Source organism: Pedobacter jeongneungensis, assembly GCF_000633455.1.
Classification (GTDB): domain Bacteria; phylum Bacteroidota; class Bacteroidia; order Sphingobacteriales; family Sphingobacteriaceae; genus Pedobacter; species Pedobacter jeongneungensis_A.
In genome coordinates, this window is the sequence record NZ_AYMG01000028.1 from 200,159 (window position 1) to 218,740 (window position 18,582).

Annotated in this window: 14 protein-coding genes; 3 read left to right on the top strand and 11 right to left on the bottom strand. The window is 39.6% G+C overall.

The genetic code is table 11. The features are described 5' to 3' along the window. Positions 1 to 96: 96 nt before the first annotated feature. A complete protein-coding gene (locus U859_RS0123810) occupies positions 97 to 600 on the bottom strand; it encodes a methionine-R-sulfoxide reductase (RefSeq protein ID WP_025145780.1) in 504 nt (167 codons plus the stop codon). A 493-nt stretch (positions 601 to 1,093) separates the two neighbouring features. Beyond that, on the bottom strand, positions 1,094 to 1,966 hold the full coding sequence (gene sucD / locus U859_RS0123820; protein ID WP_025145781.1) for a succinate--CoA ligase subunit alpha: 873 nt from the start codon (positions 1,964 to 1,966) through the stop codon (positions 1,094 to 1,096). 797 nt (positions 1,967 to 2,763) lie between these two features. Between sucD and U859_RS0123830 the strand changes: the two genes are divergently transcribed. Beyond that, positions 2,764 to 3,189, top strand: a complete 426-nt coding sequence (locus U859_RS0123830; RefSeq protein WP_025145782.1) for a cupin domain-containing protein — start codon at positions 2,764 to 2,766, stop codon at positions 3,187 to 3,189. A gap of 159 nt (positions 3,190 to 3,348) precedes the next feature. Here U859_RS0123830 and rlmF read toward each other — a convergent pair whose 3' ends face one another. From rlmF to truA, 5 genes are all read right to left on the bottom strand, one after another. Continuing rightward, positions 3,349 to 4,314 carry a 23S rRNA (adenine(1618)-N(6))-methyltransferase RlmF gene (rlmF, locus tag U859_RS0123835; RefSeq protein ID WP_025145783.1) on the bottom strand — a complete coding sequence of 322 codons (966 nt, stop codon included), beginning with the start codon at positions 4,312 to 4,314 and terminating at the stop codon, positions 3,349 to 3,351. Positions 4,315 to 4,520: 206 nt separating this feature from the next. Then, the gene (gene dctA, locus U859_RS0123845) at positions 4,521 to 5,807 is read right to left on the bottom strand and encodes a C4-dicarboxylate transporter DctA (RefSeq protein ID WP_025145784.1); all 1,287 of its coding nucleotides are present in this window, start codon (positions 5,805 to 5,807) and stop codon (positions 4,521 to 4,523) included. Positions 5,808 to 5,894: 87 nt separating this feature from the next. Then, on the bottom strand, positions 5,895 to 6,920 hold the full coding sequence (locus U859_RS0123850) for an isoaspartyl peptidase/L-asparaginase family protein (RefSeq protein WP_025145785.1): 1,026 nt from the start codon (positions 6,918 to 6,920) through the stop codon (positions 5,895 to 5,897). Positions 6,921 to 6,978: 58 nt separating this feature from the next. After that, a complete protein-coding gene (locus U859_RS0123855) occupies positions 6,979 to 8,748 on the bottom strand; it encodes an ABC transporter ATP-binding protein (protein WP_025145786.1) in 1,770 nt (589 codons plus the stop codon). Positions 8,749 to 8,893: 145 nt separating this feature from the next. Continuing rightward, positions 8,894 to 9,646 carry a tRNA pseudouridine(38-40) synthase TruA gene (truA, locus tag U859_RS0123860; protein WP_025145787.1) on the bottom strand — a complete coding sequence of 251 codons (753 nt, stop codon included), beginning with the start codon at positions 9,644 to 9,646 and terminating at the stop codon, positions 8,894 to 8,896. 202 nt (positions 9,647 to 9,848) lie between these two features. Here truA and U859_RS0123865 point away from each other — a divergent pair, with 202 nt between their 5' ends. Further along, positions 9,849 to 10,316, top strand: coding sequence for a DUF4293 domain-containing protein (locus U859_RS0123865; protein ID WP_025145788.1), 468 nt, complete (start codon positions 9,849 to 9,851; stop codon positions 10,314 to 10,316). After that, positions 10,316 to 10,786: a DUF4293 domain-containing protein gene (locus tag U859_RS30620; RefSeq protein WP_025145789.1), complete on the top strand. Its 471-nt coding sequence runs from the start codon at positions 10,316 to 10,318 to the stop codon at positions 10,784 to 10,786. The genes U859_RS0123865 and U859_RS30620 overlap by 1 nt, the downstream gene beginning before the upstream one ends. Before the next feature lie 268 nt (positions 10,787 to 11,054). On the opposite strand, the gene U859_RS0123875 is transcribed toward U859_RS30620, so the two are convergent. The 4 genes from U859_RS0123875 to U859_RS0123890 all read right to left on the bottom strand — a co-directional run bounded on the left by U859_RS0123875 (position 11,055) and on the right by U859_RS0123890 (position 18,186). Continuing rightward, complete coding sequence (locus U859_RS0123875; RefSeq protein ID WP_025145790.1) at positions 11,055 to 12,140, bottom strand: Ldh family oxidoreductase; 1,086 nt, start codon at positions 12,138 to 12,140, stop codon at positions 11,055 to 11,057. A gap of 66 nt (positions 12,141 to 12,206) precedes the next feature. Next, entirely contained in the window at positions 12,207 to 13,793 is a 1,587-nt protein-coding gene (gene bshC, locus U859_RS0123880; protein WP_025145791.1) for a bacillithiol biosynthesis cysteine-adding enzyme BshC, read from the bottom strand. Between the two features lie 366 nt (positions 13,794 to 14,159). Then, positions 14,160 to 16,001, bottom strand: coding sequence for an alpha-L-fucosidase (locus U859_RS0123885; protein WP_025145792.1), 1,842 nt, complete (start codon positions 15,999 to 16,001; stop codon positions 14,160 to 14,162). Between the two features lie 274 nt (positions 16,002 to 16,275). Further along, complete coding sequence (locus U859_RS0123890) at positions 16,276 to 18,186, bottom strand: DEAD/DEAH box helicase (RefSeq protein ID WP_025145793.1); 1,911 nt, start codon at positions 18,184 to 18,186, stop codon at positions 16,276 to 16,278. Between the last annotated feature and the right edge of the window lie 396 nt (positions 18,187 to 18,582).

Here is an 18,582-nt window from a genome sequence, read left to right on the forward strand (position 1 = left end):
AATCAATAATTTGTGGAAAAACAGCCTGATTTTGTGCATTAAAAAAGGCGTACAGCTTATCGCCGTACGCCTCTACCTAACCCTACTATACCCACCTTATTTTTGATCTGGCACGAAATTCATAGAGATTGAATTTACACAATGACGGGTGTCTTTATTGGTAAATCCCTCGCCTAAAAATACGTGACCAAGATGCGCGCCACAATTGGCGCAAACTATTTCTGTACGCGATCCATCTGCATCAGGAATACGCTTTACTGCGCCTTTAATTTCGTCATCAAAAGCAGGCCATCCGCAATGTGCGTCAAACTTACTTTCCGAACGGTATAGTGCAGCATTACAACGTTTACAGGTATAAGTTCCTTTATCTGTTGTATGTTCGTATTTACCTGTACCTGGGTATTCAGTACCTTTATTTACAATTACTCTTTCTTCTTCGGGTGTTAATGGATTCCAGTTCATTTTCTTCTTTGGTATGATTTGTTCTGTTTCCTTCGATTGTTTTACCTCTTTCTTATCCTGTTTTTGGGCACAAGCAGAAAGACCTGTTATTAAAACAACAGCAGAAATCAAAAATAGTTTATTTAACATCGTTTTCATATATCAATATACGCTATAGATTCTATTTTGGTTCGCTGGTTTAAGGGAATCACATTCTATTTACAGAATAATGATAAATGTGTCTTTCTAGTTTGGAATTAGCAGTTGGGAGTTTTCAGTTTTAGGCGCAGAACCTCAACCTGACAAAGTTTGATGAGTATTGTCTTTTGTGCTGTCCCTCTCCTGGAAGAGAAGGATACAAAGTAGGTGCTTTTAACCGATAGTTCATATCATTGGGTGCTTCGTGTCTTTGTGGTCAATAATTTTATACGACATAACAAATTCTTTTAACCTCATAGTTTTTAATAACCTTCTAATTAATGCTTTTACTTTTGCTGCTTTGGGTTACACTTGCCGATCCCAAAAAGGCCTCTCCTGCAGGAGAGGAATGCACAAGCCCACCCCAACCTCTTCCTTTCATAGGGTGAGGTTAAAAACAAAAAAGCGTCCCGAAACTAATCGAAACGCTTTTATATAATGAGAATTTTAAATCTTATTTTGCTAATTCTTCTGCCATTGCAGCACCGATTTCAGCAGGACTTTCTACTACACGGATACCACACTCACGCATGATTTTCATTTTTGCAGCTGCAGTATCATCAGCACCGCCAACAATAGCACCAGCGTGGCCCATTCTACGTCCCGGAGGCGCAGTTTGACCAGCGATGAAGCCAACAACAGGTTTAGTACCGTGTTCTTTGATCCAGCGTGCAGCTTCAGCTTCCATTCCACCACCAATTTCACCAATCATGATGATACCGTGAGTTTCAGGATCGTTCATTAATAATTTTACCGCTTCTACAGTTGGCGTTCCGATAATCGGGTCACCACCGATACCGATCGCAGTAGTGATACCTAAACCAGCTTTAACCACCTGATCTACTGCTTCGTAAGTTAAAGTTCCTGATTTAGAAACCACACCTACATGACCTTTTTTGAAGATAAAACCTGGCATGATACCAATTTTAGCCTCATCAGCAGTAATTACACCCGGGCAGTTAGGGCCGATAAGCGTAACATCGCGGTCAGCAATATATTCTTTAACCTGAATCATATCCTTTGTAGGGATACCTTCGGTAATACAAACAATAACTTTAATACCACCTTCGGCAGCTTCCATAATTGCATCAGCAGCAAAAGCCGGTGGTACGAAAATGATAGATACATTTGCACCCGTTTTATCAACGGCATCTTTAACAGTATTAAAAACAGGCTTTTCTAAATGCAATTGCCCACCTTTGCCAGGCGTTACACCACCAACTACGTTTGTACCATAGGCCAGCATCTGCTCAGCGTGGTAAGTTCCTTCGTTTCCGGTAAAACCCTGAACGATAACCTTAGAATCTTTATTTACTAAAACGCTCATGTATCAATATTTTTTTTGTGCAAAGCTAATATTATTGAACTGGAATTCAAACCTAAAACCATATTATTTAGTCCGTTTTTTCAGGAAAATGTAAGGATTCGTTACTTTGATGAAGAAAGGCCAAAACAGGAAGACTAAAGACCAAAGCGGAAAGACAAAAGTTAAAAGCACGAGGTAACAAAGCTTGACCTTTCTCGGCACCACATCGGAAGCATACCTTTCGGTATAAACCTAAGGGACAGGACCCCAACCTAAGCACTACAAGCCGCCCCTTTTCAAATAAAAATATGATTTATCAAGACGAAGGAATCGACTTCCGGTTCTTTTGGAGAACTTCAGTCCCGCTCTCCGTTCTTTCCGATGAAGAATCTGAACCACTTCGATCGGGTTTAGGGAACAAAAGTCGGCTGTTCTTGGCACCACATCAGGAGCAAGCCTTCGGTATAAACCTGACAGGAACGGGCATCCCGATTTAAGCACTATTCTTCTGTTTTTATGGTGTGCTTGCTTGTTTCACAGGTTTCATCGGGATAAAGTGGATGGCAGGGCTTCAAAGGCCAAGAACCACAGTGCATTCGTTTTCAAATCAAAAATATTGACATTTAAGATTAGGAAATGAGCAGTTTAGCACTTTTCGGATATTACAGTCCCGCTCTTCGTTCCTTCTGGTGAAAAACCAGAACCACTTCGATCGGGTTTAGTAACAAAGTTTGGATGCTTGTGGCAACATCCCGTCAAAACGCTTAAATTTACTTTTAAAGCGGAAAGACCAAAGCAAAAAGTTAAATCATATCAAGATGAGAAAATCCATATTAGTTTTAATCGTTATTACTGCAATCTTCATTTCGTTTAAAGCATCTGCACAAAATACCGATACCACTAAATATATCCTTCAAAACGATGCTGAAGTAGCAAAAGAAGAACCCGGCACGCACAATGGCGGAGGCAAGACCATTGGTTTCAACTTTTTTGCTGAGGCCAAAAACCTCAAAACGGTATTCAAAAAAAGGACTTTAAAACCGGGCTCATCTATCGGTTACCATCTGCAAAAAGAAGATGAAATTTATTATGTGATCAGCGGAAACGGCACTATGCAAATGAATGGAAAAACCTTTGCGGTTAAGCCTGGCGATGCGATTTTAACCCGTCCGGGCAGTTCGCATGGTATAACACCCAATGCAGAGAATGATTTGGTTATTTTGATTGTTTATGAGAAGAAATAAGGTTCGATGACCAAATCGCAAAGTTCAATCACCAAATTTTAATGTTCAAACTTAACCAACTGTAAACAATAAAGCCGGATTAAAAATTAATCCGGCTTTATTATATTTTTTTTTAACGATCGCTGGTCGACTAAAAACTCATGACTTTGGACTCAAGACTTATTTCCATCCTTTAACCCACTCCGCCTGTGCAGCTTCATCATGAAAAGTCCAGGCTACAAAGCGGCTAATTTTTTGTCCCTGGCTCATTTGCACGGTACGTACTTCAAAAGCATCTGCCTTAACCAAATTATTATAAATACTTTTTAGGTTTGCACTTTTCGAAACCAGTGAGCTGAACCATAAAACCTGATTTTTGATTTGCGCACTCTGAATAATGATCTGCTCAACAAAGGCACGTTCGCCACCCGGGCACCAAAGCTCAGCCTTGTTTCCACCAAAGTTTAGTACGTGTTTTACTTCCTTTTCGTTTCCGCCAAGGTTACGCCATTTCTGACGGGTGCCCTGCTCGGCTTCTTTTAAAGAAGCATGAAATGGCGGGTTACAAACAACGGCATCGAAACGCTCTGTTCTACCCACAATTCCTCTAAAAATACCCATTTTTGATGCTTGCTGACGGATTTCTATAGCACCTTGTAATGGCTTGTTGGCTTCGATAATGCGTTTTGCCGATTCAACCGAAAGTGGATCTATTTCTGAACCCACAAAGCTCCAGCCATATTCCTGGTGACCGATAATCGGGTAAATACAGTTAGCACCTACGCCGATATCCAGTACATTGATTTTAGCACCTTTTGGATTTTTACCTTTATTGCTTGAGCCCAAAAGATCGGCTATATAGTGGATATAATCTGCCCTGCCCGGAATAGGCGGACAAAGAAAATCAGCAGGAATATCCCATTGCTGGATATCGTAAAAATATTTTAATAATGCCCTGTTAAGTGCTTTTACGGCATTTTGATCTGCAAAATCGATAGAATCGTCGTTATGCTCGTTTTTAAAAACGAAACGTCTTAAATCTTTTGAAGTTGCAATAAGTTGTTTGAAATTGTAACGCGAACGATGTTTGTTGCGTGGGTGTAACTCGCTCTTTTCTTTGCGGTTATTTTGTTCTTCTTGAGCCAATGTGCTATGGATTAATTAAACAAGCTGTGTGCATGTTTCTGCTACAAAGATACATAAAAAAGGTTGAAGGCGTGAAGGGTCACCGTTGGAAGGTTAAAAGGTTGGAAAGTTTAAATATGCACTAAGGGTTGGGAGTACCGCTACCAGGCGCTTTAGGTTATGCACACAAAACTGAAAACTCCAAACTGAGAACTCCAAACTCTAAGCTAAACTTCCTCACCTTTCTCTATCATCACAGGCTGAATGGCCTTTAAATACTTTTCTTCATCAAACTGGTTTTCGCTTTTGGCGATTACAATTGTAGCAATACCGTTGCCGATTACGTTGGTGATGGCCCTTGCCTCACTCATAAAACGGTCTACACCAATCAATATGGAAATGTGTTCTATCGGCATAATTTTTAGAGCAGTTAATGTAGATACCAAAACAATAAAACCACTTCCTGTTACCCCTGCTGCACCTTTAGAGGTTACCATGAGTACGCCTAAAACCGTAATTTGCTGCCCTAAGGATAAATCGACATGAAAAACCTGACAGAGAAATATAACCGACATGGCCAGATAAATGGCCGTACCATCGAGATTAAATGAATAACCGGTAGGAATTACTAAACCCACAACCGATTTATCGCAGCCGATGGATTCCATTTTCTGCATCATACTTGGCAAAGCCGATTCGGAAGAAGAAGTGCCCAACACAATTAAAATTTCCTGGCGGATGTATTTTAAGTATTGCCACAAACTAAATTTATAGTACCTACAGATTCCGTTTAACACAATAAAAATAAACAGGATACAGGTTAAATATACCGAACCCATCAATTTAGCCATTCCTACTATACTTTCCAGGCCATGCGTACCGATGCTAAATGCCATCCCACCGAATGCACCAATGGGCGCTAAACGCATAATTACCTTCATAATTTTAAAAAGCACTTTCGATATTTTATCAAAAGCATTTAAAACACTGGTTCCTTCACCGCCCAATTTATTCAGTCCGTAACCAAAAAGAATGGCAAAAAGCAAAATCTGCAGGATATTTCCCTCTGCAAAAGCAGCAATTACATTATGCGGAATAATGTGAAGAAAAAATTCTGCCCAGTTCATCTCTTTGGCCTGCTCGGCATAACCAACAATTTTGCTGGCATCGCCTCCTTTGGCTATCATTCCGGCACCAGGTTTTAAAACATTGGCCACCAACAAACCGATTGCAATGGCCACTGTACTTACGATTTCGAAGTATAATAGTGCTTTACCGCCTACCCTGCCTACCTTTTTCATATCGCCCATGTGTGCGATGCCCAAAACAATGGTAAAGAATATAATCGGAGCAATTAACATGCTAATCAGGTTAATAAAACCCTGACTGATTATTTTAGCGGTTGGCGCAAAATCAGGAAAGTAAGCACCAACATAGATTCCTATGATGATGGCAAGTAAAACCTGAAAGGTTAAATTGGAAAATATTTTCTTTACAAATTCTATAACTGTCATTTACTTGATGGGAGTAAGGAAATATATGAGTAATTTTTCTGTTTATTGCAAAATAGCTTTAAGCTCGACTTTAAAATAGCTATTTCGCTATTTATAAATACTGACTTCAATTTTACCATCAGCGGTAATTGTTCCCCTATACATGCCTTCGGTATTAAAGGGCATCGCTACATTACCCTTTTTATCTAAAGCAATCAAGCCGCCATCACCACCCATTTTACCCACTTTATCCAATGCAATTTTCGAGGCTTCGGCAACTGACAATCCTTTATATTCCATTAAATCAGAAATGGTTTTTGCCACTACATTGCGGATGTAGAACTCGCCCCAACCTGTACAAGAAATACCTGCTGTTTCGTTATTGCAATAAGTACCTGCGCCAATAATCGGCGCGTCGCCCACACGGCCATATTTTTTGTTTGTCATGCCTCCCGTTGAAGTTCCAGCAGCTAAGTTACCTGCCTTATCTAGCGCAACGCAGCCCACTGTACCGAATTTATAATCATGATTTTTTATCCCTAAAAGTTCAGATTTTTTATTTCCATGATCGAGAACAGCTTTTGTTGAATCTTCTTTAATTGCTTTTTGCAGACCGTCCCAGCGTTCTTGTGTCCAGAAATATTTCGGATCTACAATTTCCAAACCTGCTTCTTTGGCAAACTGCTCTGCACCCGCCCCTACCATCATCACATGTTCTGATTTTTCCATCACAGCTCTTGCTGCAGAAATCGGATTTTTAATGGTGGTTACTCCGGCAACCGAGCCTGCCATTAACGTTTTTCCGTCCATTATGGCGGCATCAAGCTCATTTTTGCCATCATGCGTAAAAACTGCACCTTTACCTGCATTAAAATGCGGATCGTTTTCCATCACGTGAATAGTGGCTTCTACGGCATCCATACTGGTTTTTCCAGCTTTAATTTCGGCGTATCCCGCCTGCAAAGCCTGGGTTAAAACAGCTATGTAGGCAGCTTCTTTTTCAGGCGTCATGTTTTTCTTTAAAATGGTACCCGCGCCGCCATGAATAACCATTACATACTTTTTCTGTTGGGCAGTAACCTTTAAGGCTATCACCGAAAGCAAAAACAAGGCAATCAATTTTAATAATTTCATCTTCCTGTTGGATTTAAGAAGCTGTTAAATTAAGAAAATCCTTGAAAATAAATGAGTTTTAAACTTTAGCGATGCCTTTCGAAGAAAACTGCAGATCGTAAAGCTTTTTGTAATAACCGTTTAACTTTAACAACTGTTGGTGTGTGCCTTTTTCTTTGATTTCGCCTTTATCGAGCACAATAATCTGATCTGCCTTCTGGATGGTCGATAAACGGTGGGCAATTACGATAGAGGTGCGACCTTCCATTAAATTATCAATGGCTTTCTGGATCAACAATTCGGTTTCGGTGTCTACTGAAGAAGTGGCTTCATCCAATACCAGAATAGCAGGATTGTGCACCAATGCACGGATAAAAGAAATCAACTGCGCCTGCCCTGCCGAAAGTGTTGCCCCTCTTTCCATCACATTATATTGATAACCACCAGGCAAACGTTCGATAAAATCGTGTGCACCTACTTTTTTGGCTGCATTTACTACTTCGGCTAGGGTAATTTCAGGATTATTGAGCGTGATGTTGTTTAAAATCGTATCCGAGAACAGGAAAACGTCCTGAAGAACGGTTGCGATGTTACTTCTCAGGTAATCCAGATCAAAATTTTCGATCTGGATGCCATCAACCGTAATATCTCCTTTTTTCACTTCGTAAAAGCGGTTCAGGATATTGATGGTAGAAGATTTACCCGCCCCAGTTGCCCCTACTAAAGCTACGGTTTGGCCTGATTTTACTTCAAACGATAAATCTTTCAATACATAATTTTCATCATTATAGGCAAACCAAACTTTTTCGAACTTAATATTGCCGTCTAATTTGGCTGGTTTCTGTGTACCTTCATTTGGCGTGGTTTCGTCGGTATCCAAAACTTTAAATACCCTTTCGGCGCCAACCATACCCATCTGCAGGGTGTTAAATTTATCGGCAAGCTGACGGATCGGCGTAAAAACCATGCCCAGGTACATAATAAACTGCGTAATGGTTCCCGGCGTTACATCTAAAGGTTTAGAAAGAATGCTTTTTGCACCATACCACACCAACAAACCCAGCGACATGGCCGAAATTAACTCTACTACCGGAAAAAATATAGAATAATACCAGTTAGAACGAATATTGGCATCGCGGTAGCGTTTGTTAATGGCATAAAACTTTCGGTATTCTTGTTTTTCCCTTGCGAAATACTGCACAATAGAAACGCCTGTAATGTGCTCTTGCAAAAAGGTATTCAAGTTAGAAACCTCGTTTCTGATTTCCTGAAAAGCCACTTTTATTGCCTTCTGGAATTTGCGGGTAGCCATAATCAATAACGGAATGGGTAAAAGTACCACTAAACTCAATTCCCAATCAGTATAGAGCATTACACCAACAATCACCACCACTTGCAAGCTATCACCAATCATGGAGATTAAACCCTCTGAAAAAATATCAGCAATGGTTTCCAGATCGGATACCGTGCGGGTAATTAATTGCCCGATAGGCGTTTTATCGAAATATTTAAGGCGAAGCCTGGTAATATGGTTAAAAACATTGATCCTTAAGTCGCGGATAACCGATTGCCCCAAAGTATTGGTTAAAAGCGTGTGGTTATACTGGATCAGCGTCTGCAGTACCAACATGAAGATCATGAGCATCGTCATATTCACCAGGCCATCGTATTTTCCGGTTAAAATGTAATGATCAAGCGTATATTTTATCAAAAACGGACGAACGGGAGAAATAGCCGCCAATAGAATGGTTAAAATAACCGACCATACAAAAACGGCACGGTAAGGCTTTACATATTGAAAAATACGTTTCAGTAATCCGGTGTTATATACGTCGCCTGTAACTGCCATTTTTAGGGTTTAGGGTGTAAGGCTTAGGGTTTAAGGCCTTAAGTAATCTTAAAATTCAAATACTACTATCTTTCTATAAACTTATGGTTTAGACTTCTCTTTTTGATGGCAATCTATACACCCTCCATCTTAAACCTTCCGCCTTCTACCTTATATAAGGATACTCAATCTTTACTAAATACAAACCACAGGCGGGTACCGATTGGCCGGCCTTACTGCGGTTTTTACTTTCTATTATTGCTTTAAAATCGTCTAAATTTATTTCTTTTTTGCCAATCTGCACCAATGTACCCATAATTGCCCGCACCATGTTCCTTAAAAAACGGTCGGCCTGGATGGTAAAAACCAATCCATCTCCTTGTTCTTCGAAAACAGCTTTTGTGACCTTACAGTTATTAGTAAAGGTTTGGGTATTCGATTTGCTGAAACAGGAAAAATCGGTATAATTTAACAAAAGTGCTGCTGCCTGGTTCATGGCCGCTACATCCAGTTTATCTTTAATCAACCATGATCGGTTAAGTTTAAAAGGATCCTTTTCAAAGTGGAGATAATATTTATAGGCGCGTGCGGTGGCGTCAAAACGGGCATGTGCATCATCATGTACAGGGATTATTCGCTTAGCTGCAATCTGATAGGGCAACATGGCATTAATACCAGCTATTGCATTTAAAACCTTTGTTTCATCAATGTTTTCAACATCAAAATGGGCATAAAAATCAGTTGCGTGCACACCTGAATCTGTTCTGCCACAGCCCAGTGTTTCTATCGGCTGACGGAAAAACACAGACATAGCTTTATCCAGCAATTCCTGAACGGTGATTGCGTTGGGTTGAATTTGCCAGCCATGATACAAACTGCCATCATAAGCCAATTGTATGAAATACCTTTTTTTACTCAAAGCGATGCAAAAATACAGTTTAAGGGGGAAAGGGCAAAGCGCTGAGTAGGGCGTTTGGCGTTGGGAGTATGGCGTTCGGTGCAAAATCTATCACAAAAATATAAATTAATGCTTTTTAACGATCCCTGCTCCTATCTGAACACTTTAATCTTTCTTTCTTTTCTCAAAAAAAGCTAGATTTGTTCTTATATATTTTACATTCATGATACAAAGAATACAATCGATCTGGTTTTTTTTAGCTGCTTTAACTTTAGTTTTAATGTTGTTTTTGCCTATTGCCAGTAAACAAATAACGGGGGCCGAAACTGCAGTGTACTCAAGTGGCTTATTTCAGATTATCGCAGGAAAAGCAGGTTCTCCCTTCAAAATACAATCATTTTTACCCTTGTTGATCACCAACATTGCCATTGCGATCCTTTGTTTTATCAATATTTTCAATTACAGAAAAAGAACCTTTCAAAAACGTTTTGCTGTTATTTCGATCATATTGATCGGTGGTTTCGCTTTTTGGTGCAGTATTTATGCAAAAAAATTGCCTGGAGGTATTGAAGGTGCCAGTTTTGGTATTGGTGCTTACATACCTGCTTTAGCTATCTTATTTATTGTATTAGCTATTTTTGGAATTAATAAAGATGAAAGGTTGATCCGTTCGGCTGAAAGATTGAGGTAATGCTGCAAAGAGCTCAAACAATGTTGTTTTTATTAGCATCAGTAACATTAGCAGCAATGTTCTTCTTTCCTATATTAGATAAAAATGTAAATGGAATTCAACTACCAGTACTATACACAAAGGGCTTTGCTTCAAGCTGGGATACTGGTGAATTTATTACAGTAAAGATTACACCTGTATACTCATTGTTAATTGCTAACATCACCTTAGTTCTTCTTTGTTTCATCAATATTTTCAATTATAGAAAAAGAGTCTTTCAAAAACGCTTTGCTGTAGTATCGATCATATTAATTGGCGGTTTTTCCTTTTGGTGCAGTGTTTATGCAAAAAAATTGCCTGGAGGTATTGAAGGCGCCAGTTATGGTATTGGTGCTTATTTACCCACTTTAGCTATCTTATTTATTGTATTAGCTATTTTTGGAATTAATAAAGATGAAAGATTGATCCGTTCCGCAGAGCGATTGAGGTAATAGCGGGAAGTGGCTGGCGTTTAGAGGCAATTTAACGATTCAAATTCGACTTATCGCTAGGATACAACATGCGTTATTGTAGGAGATCGTCATTCCCAACTTGATTGGGAATCTTGGCATTTTGCATTACGATTCCCGCCTGCGCGGGAATGACGCACTTTTCATTTAATCATTCGAAGACTGAAAAGCATGACTAATAAAGGAATTGTATTTTACTCCATGCAATTTCAATTGACCAATTTCAACAATTAACCAGTTAACCCTAAATTTATTTCAACTCCTCTATCCCCAATTTCACCGCAAGTTCATTCAAATCTTTTACCACCACATCAATTAACGGGATACCGCTTATTTTTCTTTCCTGTTCAAATTCATGTTCAGGCTCTCCGGGAATAATTACTTTTTTATCAGGATCGATTGTTTTAGCGCTTTTGAAACGTTCTACCCAGTTATCCAGGTGATCTTTAAATTCGGCAGCCGGCCTGAAACCATCAACACGCATAGCACCTAAAAAGTGACCGAGACCTTCGCCAACCGGATTTGCAGAAGGCTCTAAGAAAGCTACAAAAGGTGGCACCCAAGGACCATAATTGGCACCAGATAATACCGCTGATAAAATATCGACGGTTGCGCTTAACCCATAACCTTTATGGCTTCCATGATCTTTATCACTGCCCAGAGGTAATAATGAACCTCCGTTTTTTAATTCGTTCGGATCGGTAGAGTTTTCTCCGTTTTTATCCTGGACCCAGCCATCGGGGATACTTTTATTGGCACGTTGGGCAATTTCGAGCTTACCGTTTGCGGCAGCAGCAGTGGCCATATCAACAATTACCGGTGGATATTTTCCCGCCGGGAAGGCATAACACATCGGGTTTGTTCCCAATAAACGTTCGTTGGCATAAGTTGGCGCAACCAGCGGACTGGCATTCGTCATGCTGATCCCGATCATATCTTTTTCTACAGCCATTAAAGCATGGTAACCGGCAATACCAAAATGGTTCGAATTTTTGACTGAAACCCATCCACTTCCATATTTTTCAGCCTTTTCGATAGCAACTTTCATCGCAAATGGCGCAACAACCAAACCTAAACCTGCATCGCCATCCACCGTTGCCGTAGTTGGCGTTTCGTATACGATTTTAATATCGGGCGTAGCGTTGATCCTTTTCTTTTCCCAAAGCCGAACGTAACCACTTAACCGGGCCACACCATGCGAATCAATCCCACGTAAATCTGAACGGATTAACACATCAGTTGCTAAATCGGCATGCGTATCGGAACAGCCCATTTTTTTAAAAACGCTGTAAGTGAAAGCTCTTAGGTTGGTTTCGGTAAAGGTGAAGAAGTTCATTTTAGGTATCGAATAATAGGTATCAAGATTGACTCCGGACTTCAGACTGCCGACTCCGGACTAATTTTAAGGCAATAAAACAGTAAAATCCCCGCCTAATGGTTCGAAGTTTTCTATACACGAAGAAAGAAAATCTTCTCCATAATTTACGTACATAGGAGCAATATTCAAAATTCTTTCCTGAAGTGCTCCGTTCGGGAAAAGCCTTTTCTTTACATTGTCGATTTGTAAAAGGGCAGTTTCATGTTTACGTTTCTCTGCACGGAACAGTTTCTTTTCGAGGTTGGCCAGTAAATGATTGGTTTTCTGTTTCGCAGTATCGGTTGATACTGAAAGCGTTTTATCAATTTTATAAGCATTTAGCTTAATCTGGTCGAAAATGCTATTTATCGCTCTTGTTTCATCAGCCAAACTTAACTGTGCAGTTGTATTTCGCTTTACCCAGATGTTTTTTAATTCTTCAACAGGTAAGAAAATATCTTCTAAAGAAAATCCCAGGTTATATAAGTTCTGAGCACTGCGCTTATCAATTAATAAAGCAGAGTTGCGCAACAATAAAACAGGGAAATCAACTTTATAAAAATCAAAATTAGCTTTCAACTGCATCCAATAAGATACTTCGGCACCACCGCCGATATAGGCAATGTTTGGGAGGATTACTTCCTGGTACATAGGCCTCATTACTACATTCGGACTAAAACGTTCTGGATGTGATTCAATTTCGGCTTTCAGTTCACTTTCAGTAAAACTGATATCGGTATGATTGACTGTATATTTACCTTTTTCAAAGATTAAACGTTCACGCAGGTTATCAATAAGGTAAAAGAAATTAATATCACGGCCATTAACCTGAGTCTTGTAACCCAGATCTTCGAGGTTTTTGGAACTGTTTTCAATATTCTTCGCACTATTATGCTGAATAATATCTTCGGTAATGATATTCGAAAATTGCTTTTTTAATAGAGGATCATCGGCGTTTACGATCACCAAACCATATTTTTCAAAAAGATTATTCACCAAAAACCTGGTGGCATCAGCTAAATTATCATGTTGTAAATAGGCCTGTTCAACTAATTTCGCAATCCTTTTTCCATTTTTAGAAATACCTAAGTAACCTTTGTAGGCCGTTACCGCAGCAGCAACGGTTTTGGTACTTAATCTCCCGGTTGCACCGTTTGTCTGTTGTATCCAGCTGATATTTTTTTCATCAACACTTACATGGTTAATTTCTTCAAAATCGTGATCTTCTGTGGCCATCCAATACACCGGAACAAAATTTTTGTCGGGATGTGCCATTTTTAACTCAATGGCCAGGTTAATGGCGGTTACAATTTTATAGATGAAATAAAGCGGGCCGGTAAACAGGTTCAACTGGTGGCCCGTTGTAACGGTAAAAGTATTTGCTAAACCTAAAAGCTCAATATTTTTGCTAACCGATTTATTGGCCTGTAAATGTTGGTACTGATCTTGCAAAACCTTTACCAGCGTGGTACGATCGCCCTGGAAATTTCTATTTTTTATAGCTTTTGCTAAACCCTCCATATCAGGGCGATAACTGTAAAAAGCTTTTAGCTGTTCTTCGTTATTAATATAATCCAAAACCAGTTTTGAAAAGGATCCGGTTTCCTGATATGAGATATATTTTGCCTGCATGATGTGCGAAAGTAATGCAATTTAAGGATAATTATAAAGTTGCGTTACTATTTTACAATTGTTAAATAATTTTTAGCCACGGAGACACAAAAATCACGGAATTTACATATAGCCGTCATCCCGAGAGGTAATTTTATTTTATAAAAATCAATATTAGTGATAGAAGAGCTTAAGAGAGATAATATCGTCATTTCGACTGAAGCTCACCGATTTTTCATCGGTAACGTAATGGAGAAATCTTTAAACTTTACCTAAAAGATAGTTCAAAGATCTCTCCACTCAGCGGTGCTTCGGTCGAGATGACGACCCTTTTACCGGAATCTGTCAATGTTAGCGGAGTCGAAGGATCTTTAAGATACAAAATAATTAAAGATTACTTTCTATCGCGCCAACTTTTTCACGGTACAAATCAATAGGGCCATCTAAAAGTACAGCGATTACCGTTAACTCCGGATCTAATTTATCCTTAGGTACCGGAATGTACACAATGCCGGGTATTTTGCTCCAATACAATTTGTTATAAATTTCGTGTGGAAGCATGGTACCCTCCCCTACAATCCTGATCCTGCTGATGTTGTTTTTTAAGCCTTTTATGGCAATCGGACCAGTTGGTGTGCCTTCTACAAATAAATAAAGCGTTTGTTTATCTGCAGAAAGTGCAGTATTGCCCTGGTAATGCCCTGCCGGAATTCCCCCAGTTGTTTTGTACAATGCTTCAGCATTTTTGATTACCCAGTTGTTTACTGTTTGATCCAGAGGTTTAATATTGACGTTGAAATCCATTCCATCAGCGGCTAGATTGGTGTCATTAAAAATATTGGTGCCCTTATCCAAAGTTGCAGCTAATTTTTTCAGTTTGTATGAAACGGCATGCTGCTTATTATTTGCTTCGAATAAATCTTTTAATGAAATGGCTTCGTTTTCGGTTTCAATAAGGTCAACAGGCTCATCAAAACTTACTTTTATCACAGTTACGTCCTGATCAAAATTAGTTGAAGGAATATTGAATATATAATCTGAGGCGCTAATGTTGGCGAATTTTACCTGACCACCGCCAACCAGCTGCATATTTTTTACTTTTGATTTAATACCGGTTAGCACAATGCCTTCATCTGTTTTATAATCGATGTAAAGGAATAGCGTTTTTTTATCTTTAGAAAGCGCAGTTTTTCCATTGAAATGTTTTTTAGAGATACCTGTTTGCGTTCCGTAAATCGCTTCACTATGTTTTTTAGTCCAACGGCCTAAATCTTTTAAAATCTGAACCTGTTCTGGCGCAATGGTACCATCGGCTTTTGGTCCGATATCCAATAACAAATTACCGCCCATACTGATACAATCAACCAGGGTGCGGATAATCATGTTGGATGATTTATAGTGATTATCATAAGGCTGATAACCCCACGAATCGTTCATCGTATAACAAAGTTCCCACTCTGGAGAACCTGGTTTTACTACCGGAACACCTTGCTCCGGTGTATCATAATCGCCATGTCCGTTTAAGCGGGAGTTAACAATAATGTTCTGATTTACCTTACGTAAATTTGATAGTATATTTTTGGCCTGCCATTCTTCTCCATTGTGCTCCCAATCGCCATCAAACCATACCAGATCGGGATTGTATCTGGTTGAAAGCTCGTTTAGCTGTCCTTGGAAATAAGCCTGGAATTTTTTAAAACGTGCAGGGTCTTGTTTATAATCATAACGTTTCCTGTCGCGGGTAAAACCATCATAATCGGGATAACTCCAATCGGGCAATGAAAAGTATAAACCTGTTTTCAATCCTGATTTTTTAAGTTCGGTTACAAATGGGGTGATTAAATCTTTTTTGGCTGCACTGCTATTAACGGTTGTGGTTGCGTTGGGCATTTTACTATTCCATAATGCAACACCATCGTGGTGTTTTGTGGTAATCACCGCATATTTAGCACCACTTTCTTTAATTAAATTTACCCATTCTTCCGGTTTGTATTTTGCAGCGGTAAAACCATCGAGTTGTTTCATGTAAGCATCGTGATTGATGTAGTTGTTGAAAAACGACCATGATTCGGAAATACCATTAACCGAGTAAATGCCCCAATGGATAAAAATACCCAGTTTGGCATCAGCAAACCACTGCATTTTTTTACCTGACGTTGTTGCTTGCTGAGCAGAGAGTTTACTGATAAACAATGGGAATAAAATAAAGAAAAGCTTAAAATAGCGCATGATATTGTTTAGTATATCTAAACGTTAAATATAATATTTCACATGCTGTTAACGATGATATTTTTTGATAAAAATGCTCATCATTGCTGAGGCACGAAGCAATCTTAATGCGCATGCGAGGTATCGATCGTTGTAAGATTGCTTCGTCGGCTGAAAAAGCCTTCTCGCAATGACGATTCTTTGTAGCAAATAATTATTTACAGAAATGACGTCTCTTAAACAAAAAAGCCGCCCCGAAAAATCGGGACGGCTGTAAAATATTTGGTTTAGTGATTTACCATTTTTTACGGCGTTCGCCACTTCCACCTTCACGGTTTCCGCCTTCTCTGCGTGGACCTCCGGTGTTACCACCTTTGTCATCACGGCTACGACCAGAGAAATCTCTGAAACCGCCACCGCTATTTCCACCTTCACGTCTACCGCTACCACCGCCAGATTTTCTGTCGCCGCCACGATAACCGCCGCCGCCGCCGCTTCTGCGTTCACCGCCGAAACCACCGCCACCGCTACGTCTTTCGCCGCCACCGCGTCTTTCACCTGCGCCTTCACCACGACCACCATCTCCGCTTTTCTCGATACGTACCTGACGACCGTTAAACTCAACAGATTTAAAGCCTTCAAAAACTTTATCGGCAACATCATCTTCTACTTCAAAGAAAGAGAAAACACCTTTTAAATCGATTTTACCAACGCTTTTGCCACCAATTTTACCATTATTACAGATAAAAGATAACATATCGCCACGGGTAAACTCATCTACAGAACCTAAGTTGATAAACAAACGGGTGTAACCTTCGCTACCACGTCCGCGTCCAGCTCCTCTTTCGCCCCTGTCAGCACCGCGGTCATCGCCAACTGCAGCATTTAAATCAGGTGCTTTAGAATAGTAATCCAAGAAACGGTTAAACTCTAATGAAGCAAAACGTTTAATTACATCTTCTTTGGTTAAATCAGCAAATTCATCCATAATACGAGGAATGTACTGATCAATTTGTTCGTTGTTAACTTCTACATTGTGTACTTTATGTACCAGAGAGAATAATTGTTTCTCACAAACATCAAATCCTGTAGGAAGCTCAGCTTTGGTAAATTGTTTACCAATAATGCGCTCCAACTGACGGATTTTACCTAATTCTTTAGAGTTGATGATACAGATAGAAATACCGGTTTTACCCGCACGGCCAGTACGGCCAGAACGGTGGGTATAACTTTCAATTTCGTCAGGTAAAGAGTAGTTGATTACGTGAGTTACATTGTTTACATCGATACCACGTGCAGCAACATCAGTAGCAATTAACAACTGCATGTTACGCTCACGAAAACGTTGCATTACTTTATCACGTTGTTGTTGCGATAAATCGCCGTGTAAAGCATCAGCATTGTAGCCATCTTTAATTAAATGCTCAGCAACATCCTGTGTATCCAATTTGGTTTTACAGAATACTACGGCAAAAATTTCAGGGTTGAAATCTACAATACGTTTTAAGGCAGCGTATTTATCACGTGCACGAACAATGTAATATTCGTGTTCGATGTTTACGTTACCTGTATTTTTTGTGCCCATGGTTAATTCAACAGGGTTATCCATATAGTTTTTAGCTATACGGCGAACTTCTGCAGGCATGGTAGCCGAGAATAACCAGGTTTTTTTGTCATCAGGAGTAGTTGATAAGATGTCGTTGATATCGTCCTGGAAACCCATGTTCAACATCTCGTCAGCTTCATCAAGCACAACATATTTAACGTTTGAAAAATCAATCGCCTTACGGCCAATGATATCCAACATACGGCCGGGCGTGGCCACTACGATCTGAATTCCCTGACGGATTTCGCGTAGTTGTTGCATAATGTTCGCGCCACCGTAAACGGCAACAACGTGGGCATTAGCAATGTTTTTAGAAAAGTTTTTAAGGTCGTTAGCGATCTGTAAGCATAACTCACGGGTAGGGCATAAAATCAATGCCTGTGGTTTGTTAACTTTAAAATCGATTAGTTCTAACAGCGGCAAACCAAATGCGGCTGTTTTTCCTGTTCCTGTTTGGGCCAAACCAACAAAATCATTAGTGCCTTCTAACAGTACAGGAATACTTTGCTCCTGAATAGGTGTTGGAGTTTCAAATCCAAGATCCTTTACGGCATTAACGACGTCATCACTTATCCCCAATAATTGAAATGGGTTTGTCATTCGTCTTTTTATTTTTTAATTGAGCCGCAAAGGTACGGTTAATATTCGGTATTTTACAGATTACCAGGCAAATAGTTTTTAAAGCTAAATATTTGAAAATAAGGACATAATGAAAAATGGATGATGGGAGATGGAAAAGGGATGATGTAGGGGTTTTAAGCTAAGATCGTAAAGGTGAGGTATGGCTTACTTTTTTGAGAGGAAGTATGGAGGTGAATGGATTATGATTTTTAAACTACATTTGGGTTAACTGTTTAAAGTAGTTAATTGAATGCCTGGTGCCGAACCTATCGCGCATGTTTTAACCGCAGAGGACGCAGCGTGAAGGCGGGAATCTTAAAGCTGATTGCATTAAGATTCCCAATCGACCCGATAGCTATCGGGGTTGGAATGACG

What these genes read in the sequence shown, in the direction of transcription:
- sucD (WP_025145781.1), bottom strand. Translation starts at nt 1,966, where the DNA reads ATGAGCGTTTTAGTAAATAAAGATTCTAAGGTTATCGTTCAGGGTTTT.
- U859_RS0123810 (WP_025145780.1), bottom strand. Translation starts at nt 600, where the DNA reads ATGAAAACGATGTTAAATAAACTATTTTTGATTTCTGCTGTTGTTTTA.
- U859_RS0123865 (WP_025145788.1), top strand. Translation starts at nt 9,849, where the DNA reads ATGATACAAAGAATACAATCGATCTGGTTTTTTTTAGCTGCTTTAACT.
- U859_RS0123855 (WP_025145786.1), bottom strand. Translation starts at nt 8,748, where the DNA reads ATGGCAGTTACAGGCGACGTATATAACACCGGATTACTGAAACGTATT.
- U859_RS0123890 (WP_025145793.1), bottom strand. Translation starts at nt 18,186, where the DNA reads ATGACAAACCCATTTCAATTATTGGGGATAAGTGATGACGTCGTTAAT.
- U859_RS0123830 (WP_025145782.1), top strand. Translation starts at nt 2,764, where the DNA reads ATGAGAAAATCCATATTAGTTTTAATCGTTATTACTGCAATCTTCATT.
- U859_RS30620 (WP_025145789.1), top strand. Translation starts at nt 10,316, where the DNA reads ATGCTGCAAAGAGCTCAAACAATGTTGTTTTTATTAGCATCAGTAACA.
- dctA (WP_025145784.1), bottom strand. Translation starts at nt 5,807, where the DNA reads ATGACAGTTATAGAATTTGTAAAGAAAATATTTTCCAATTTAACCTTT.
- bshC (WP_025145791.1), bottom strand. Translation starts at nt 13,793, where the DNA reads ATGCAGGCAAAATATATCTCATATCAGGAAACCGGATCCTTTTCAAAA.
- U859_RS0123850 (WP_025145785.1), bottom strand. Translation starts at nt 6,920, where the DNA reads ATGAAATTATTAAAATTGATTGCCTTGTTTTTGCTTTCGGTGATAGCC.
- U859_RS0123885 (WP_025145792.1), bottom strand. Translation starts at nt 16,001, where the DNA reads ATGCGCTATTTTAAGCTTTTCTTTATTTTATTCCCATTGTTTATCAGT.
- U859_RS0123875 (WP_025145790.1), bottom strand. Translation starts at nt 12,140, where the DNA reads ATGAACTTCTTCACCTTTACCGAAACCAACCTAAGAGCTTTCACTTAC.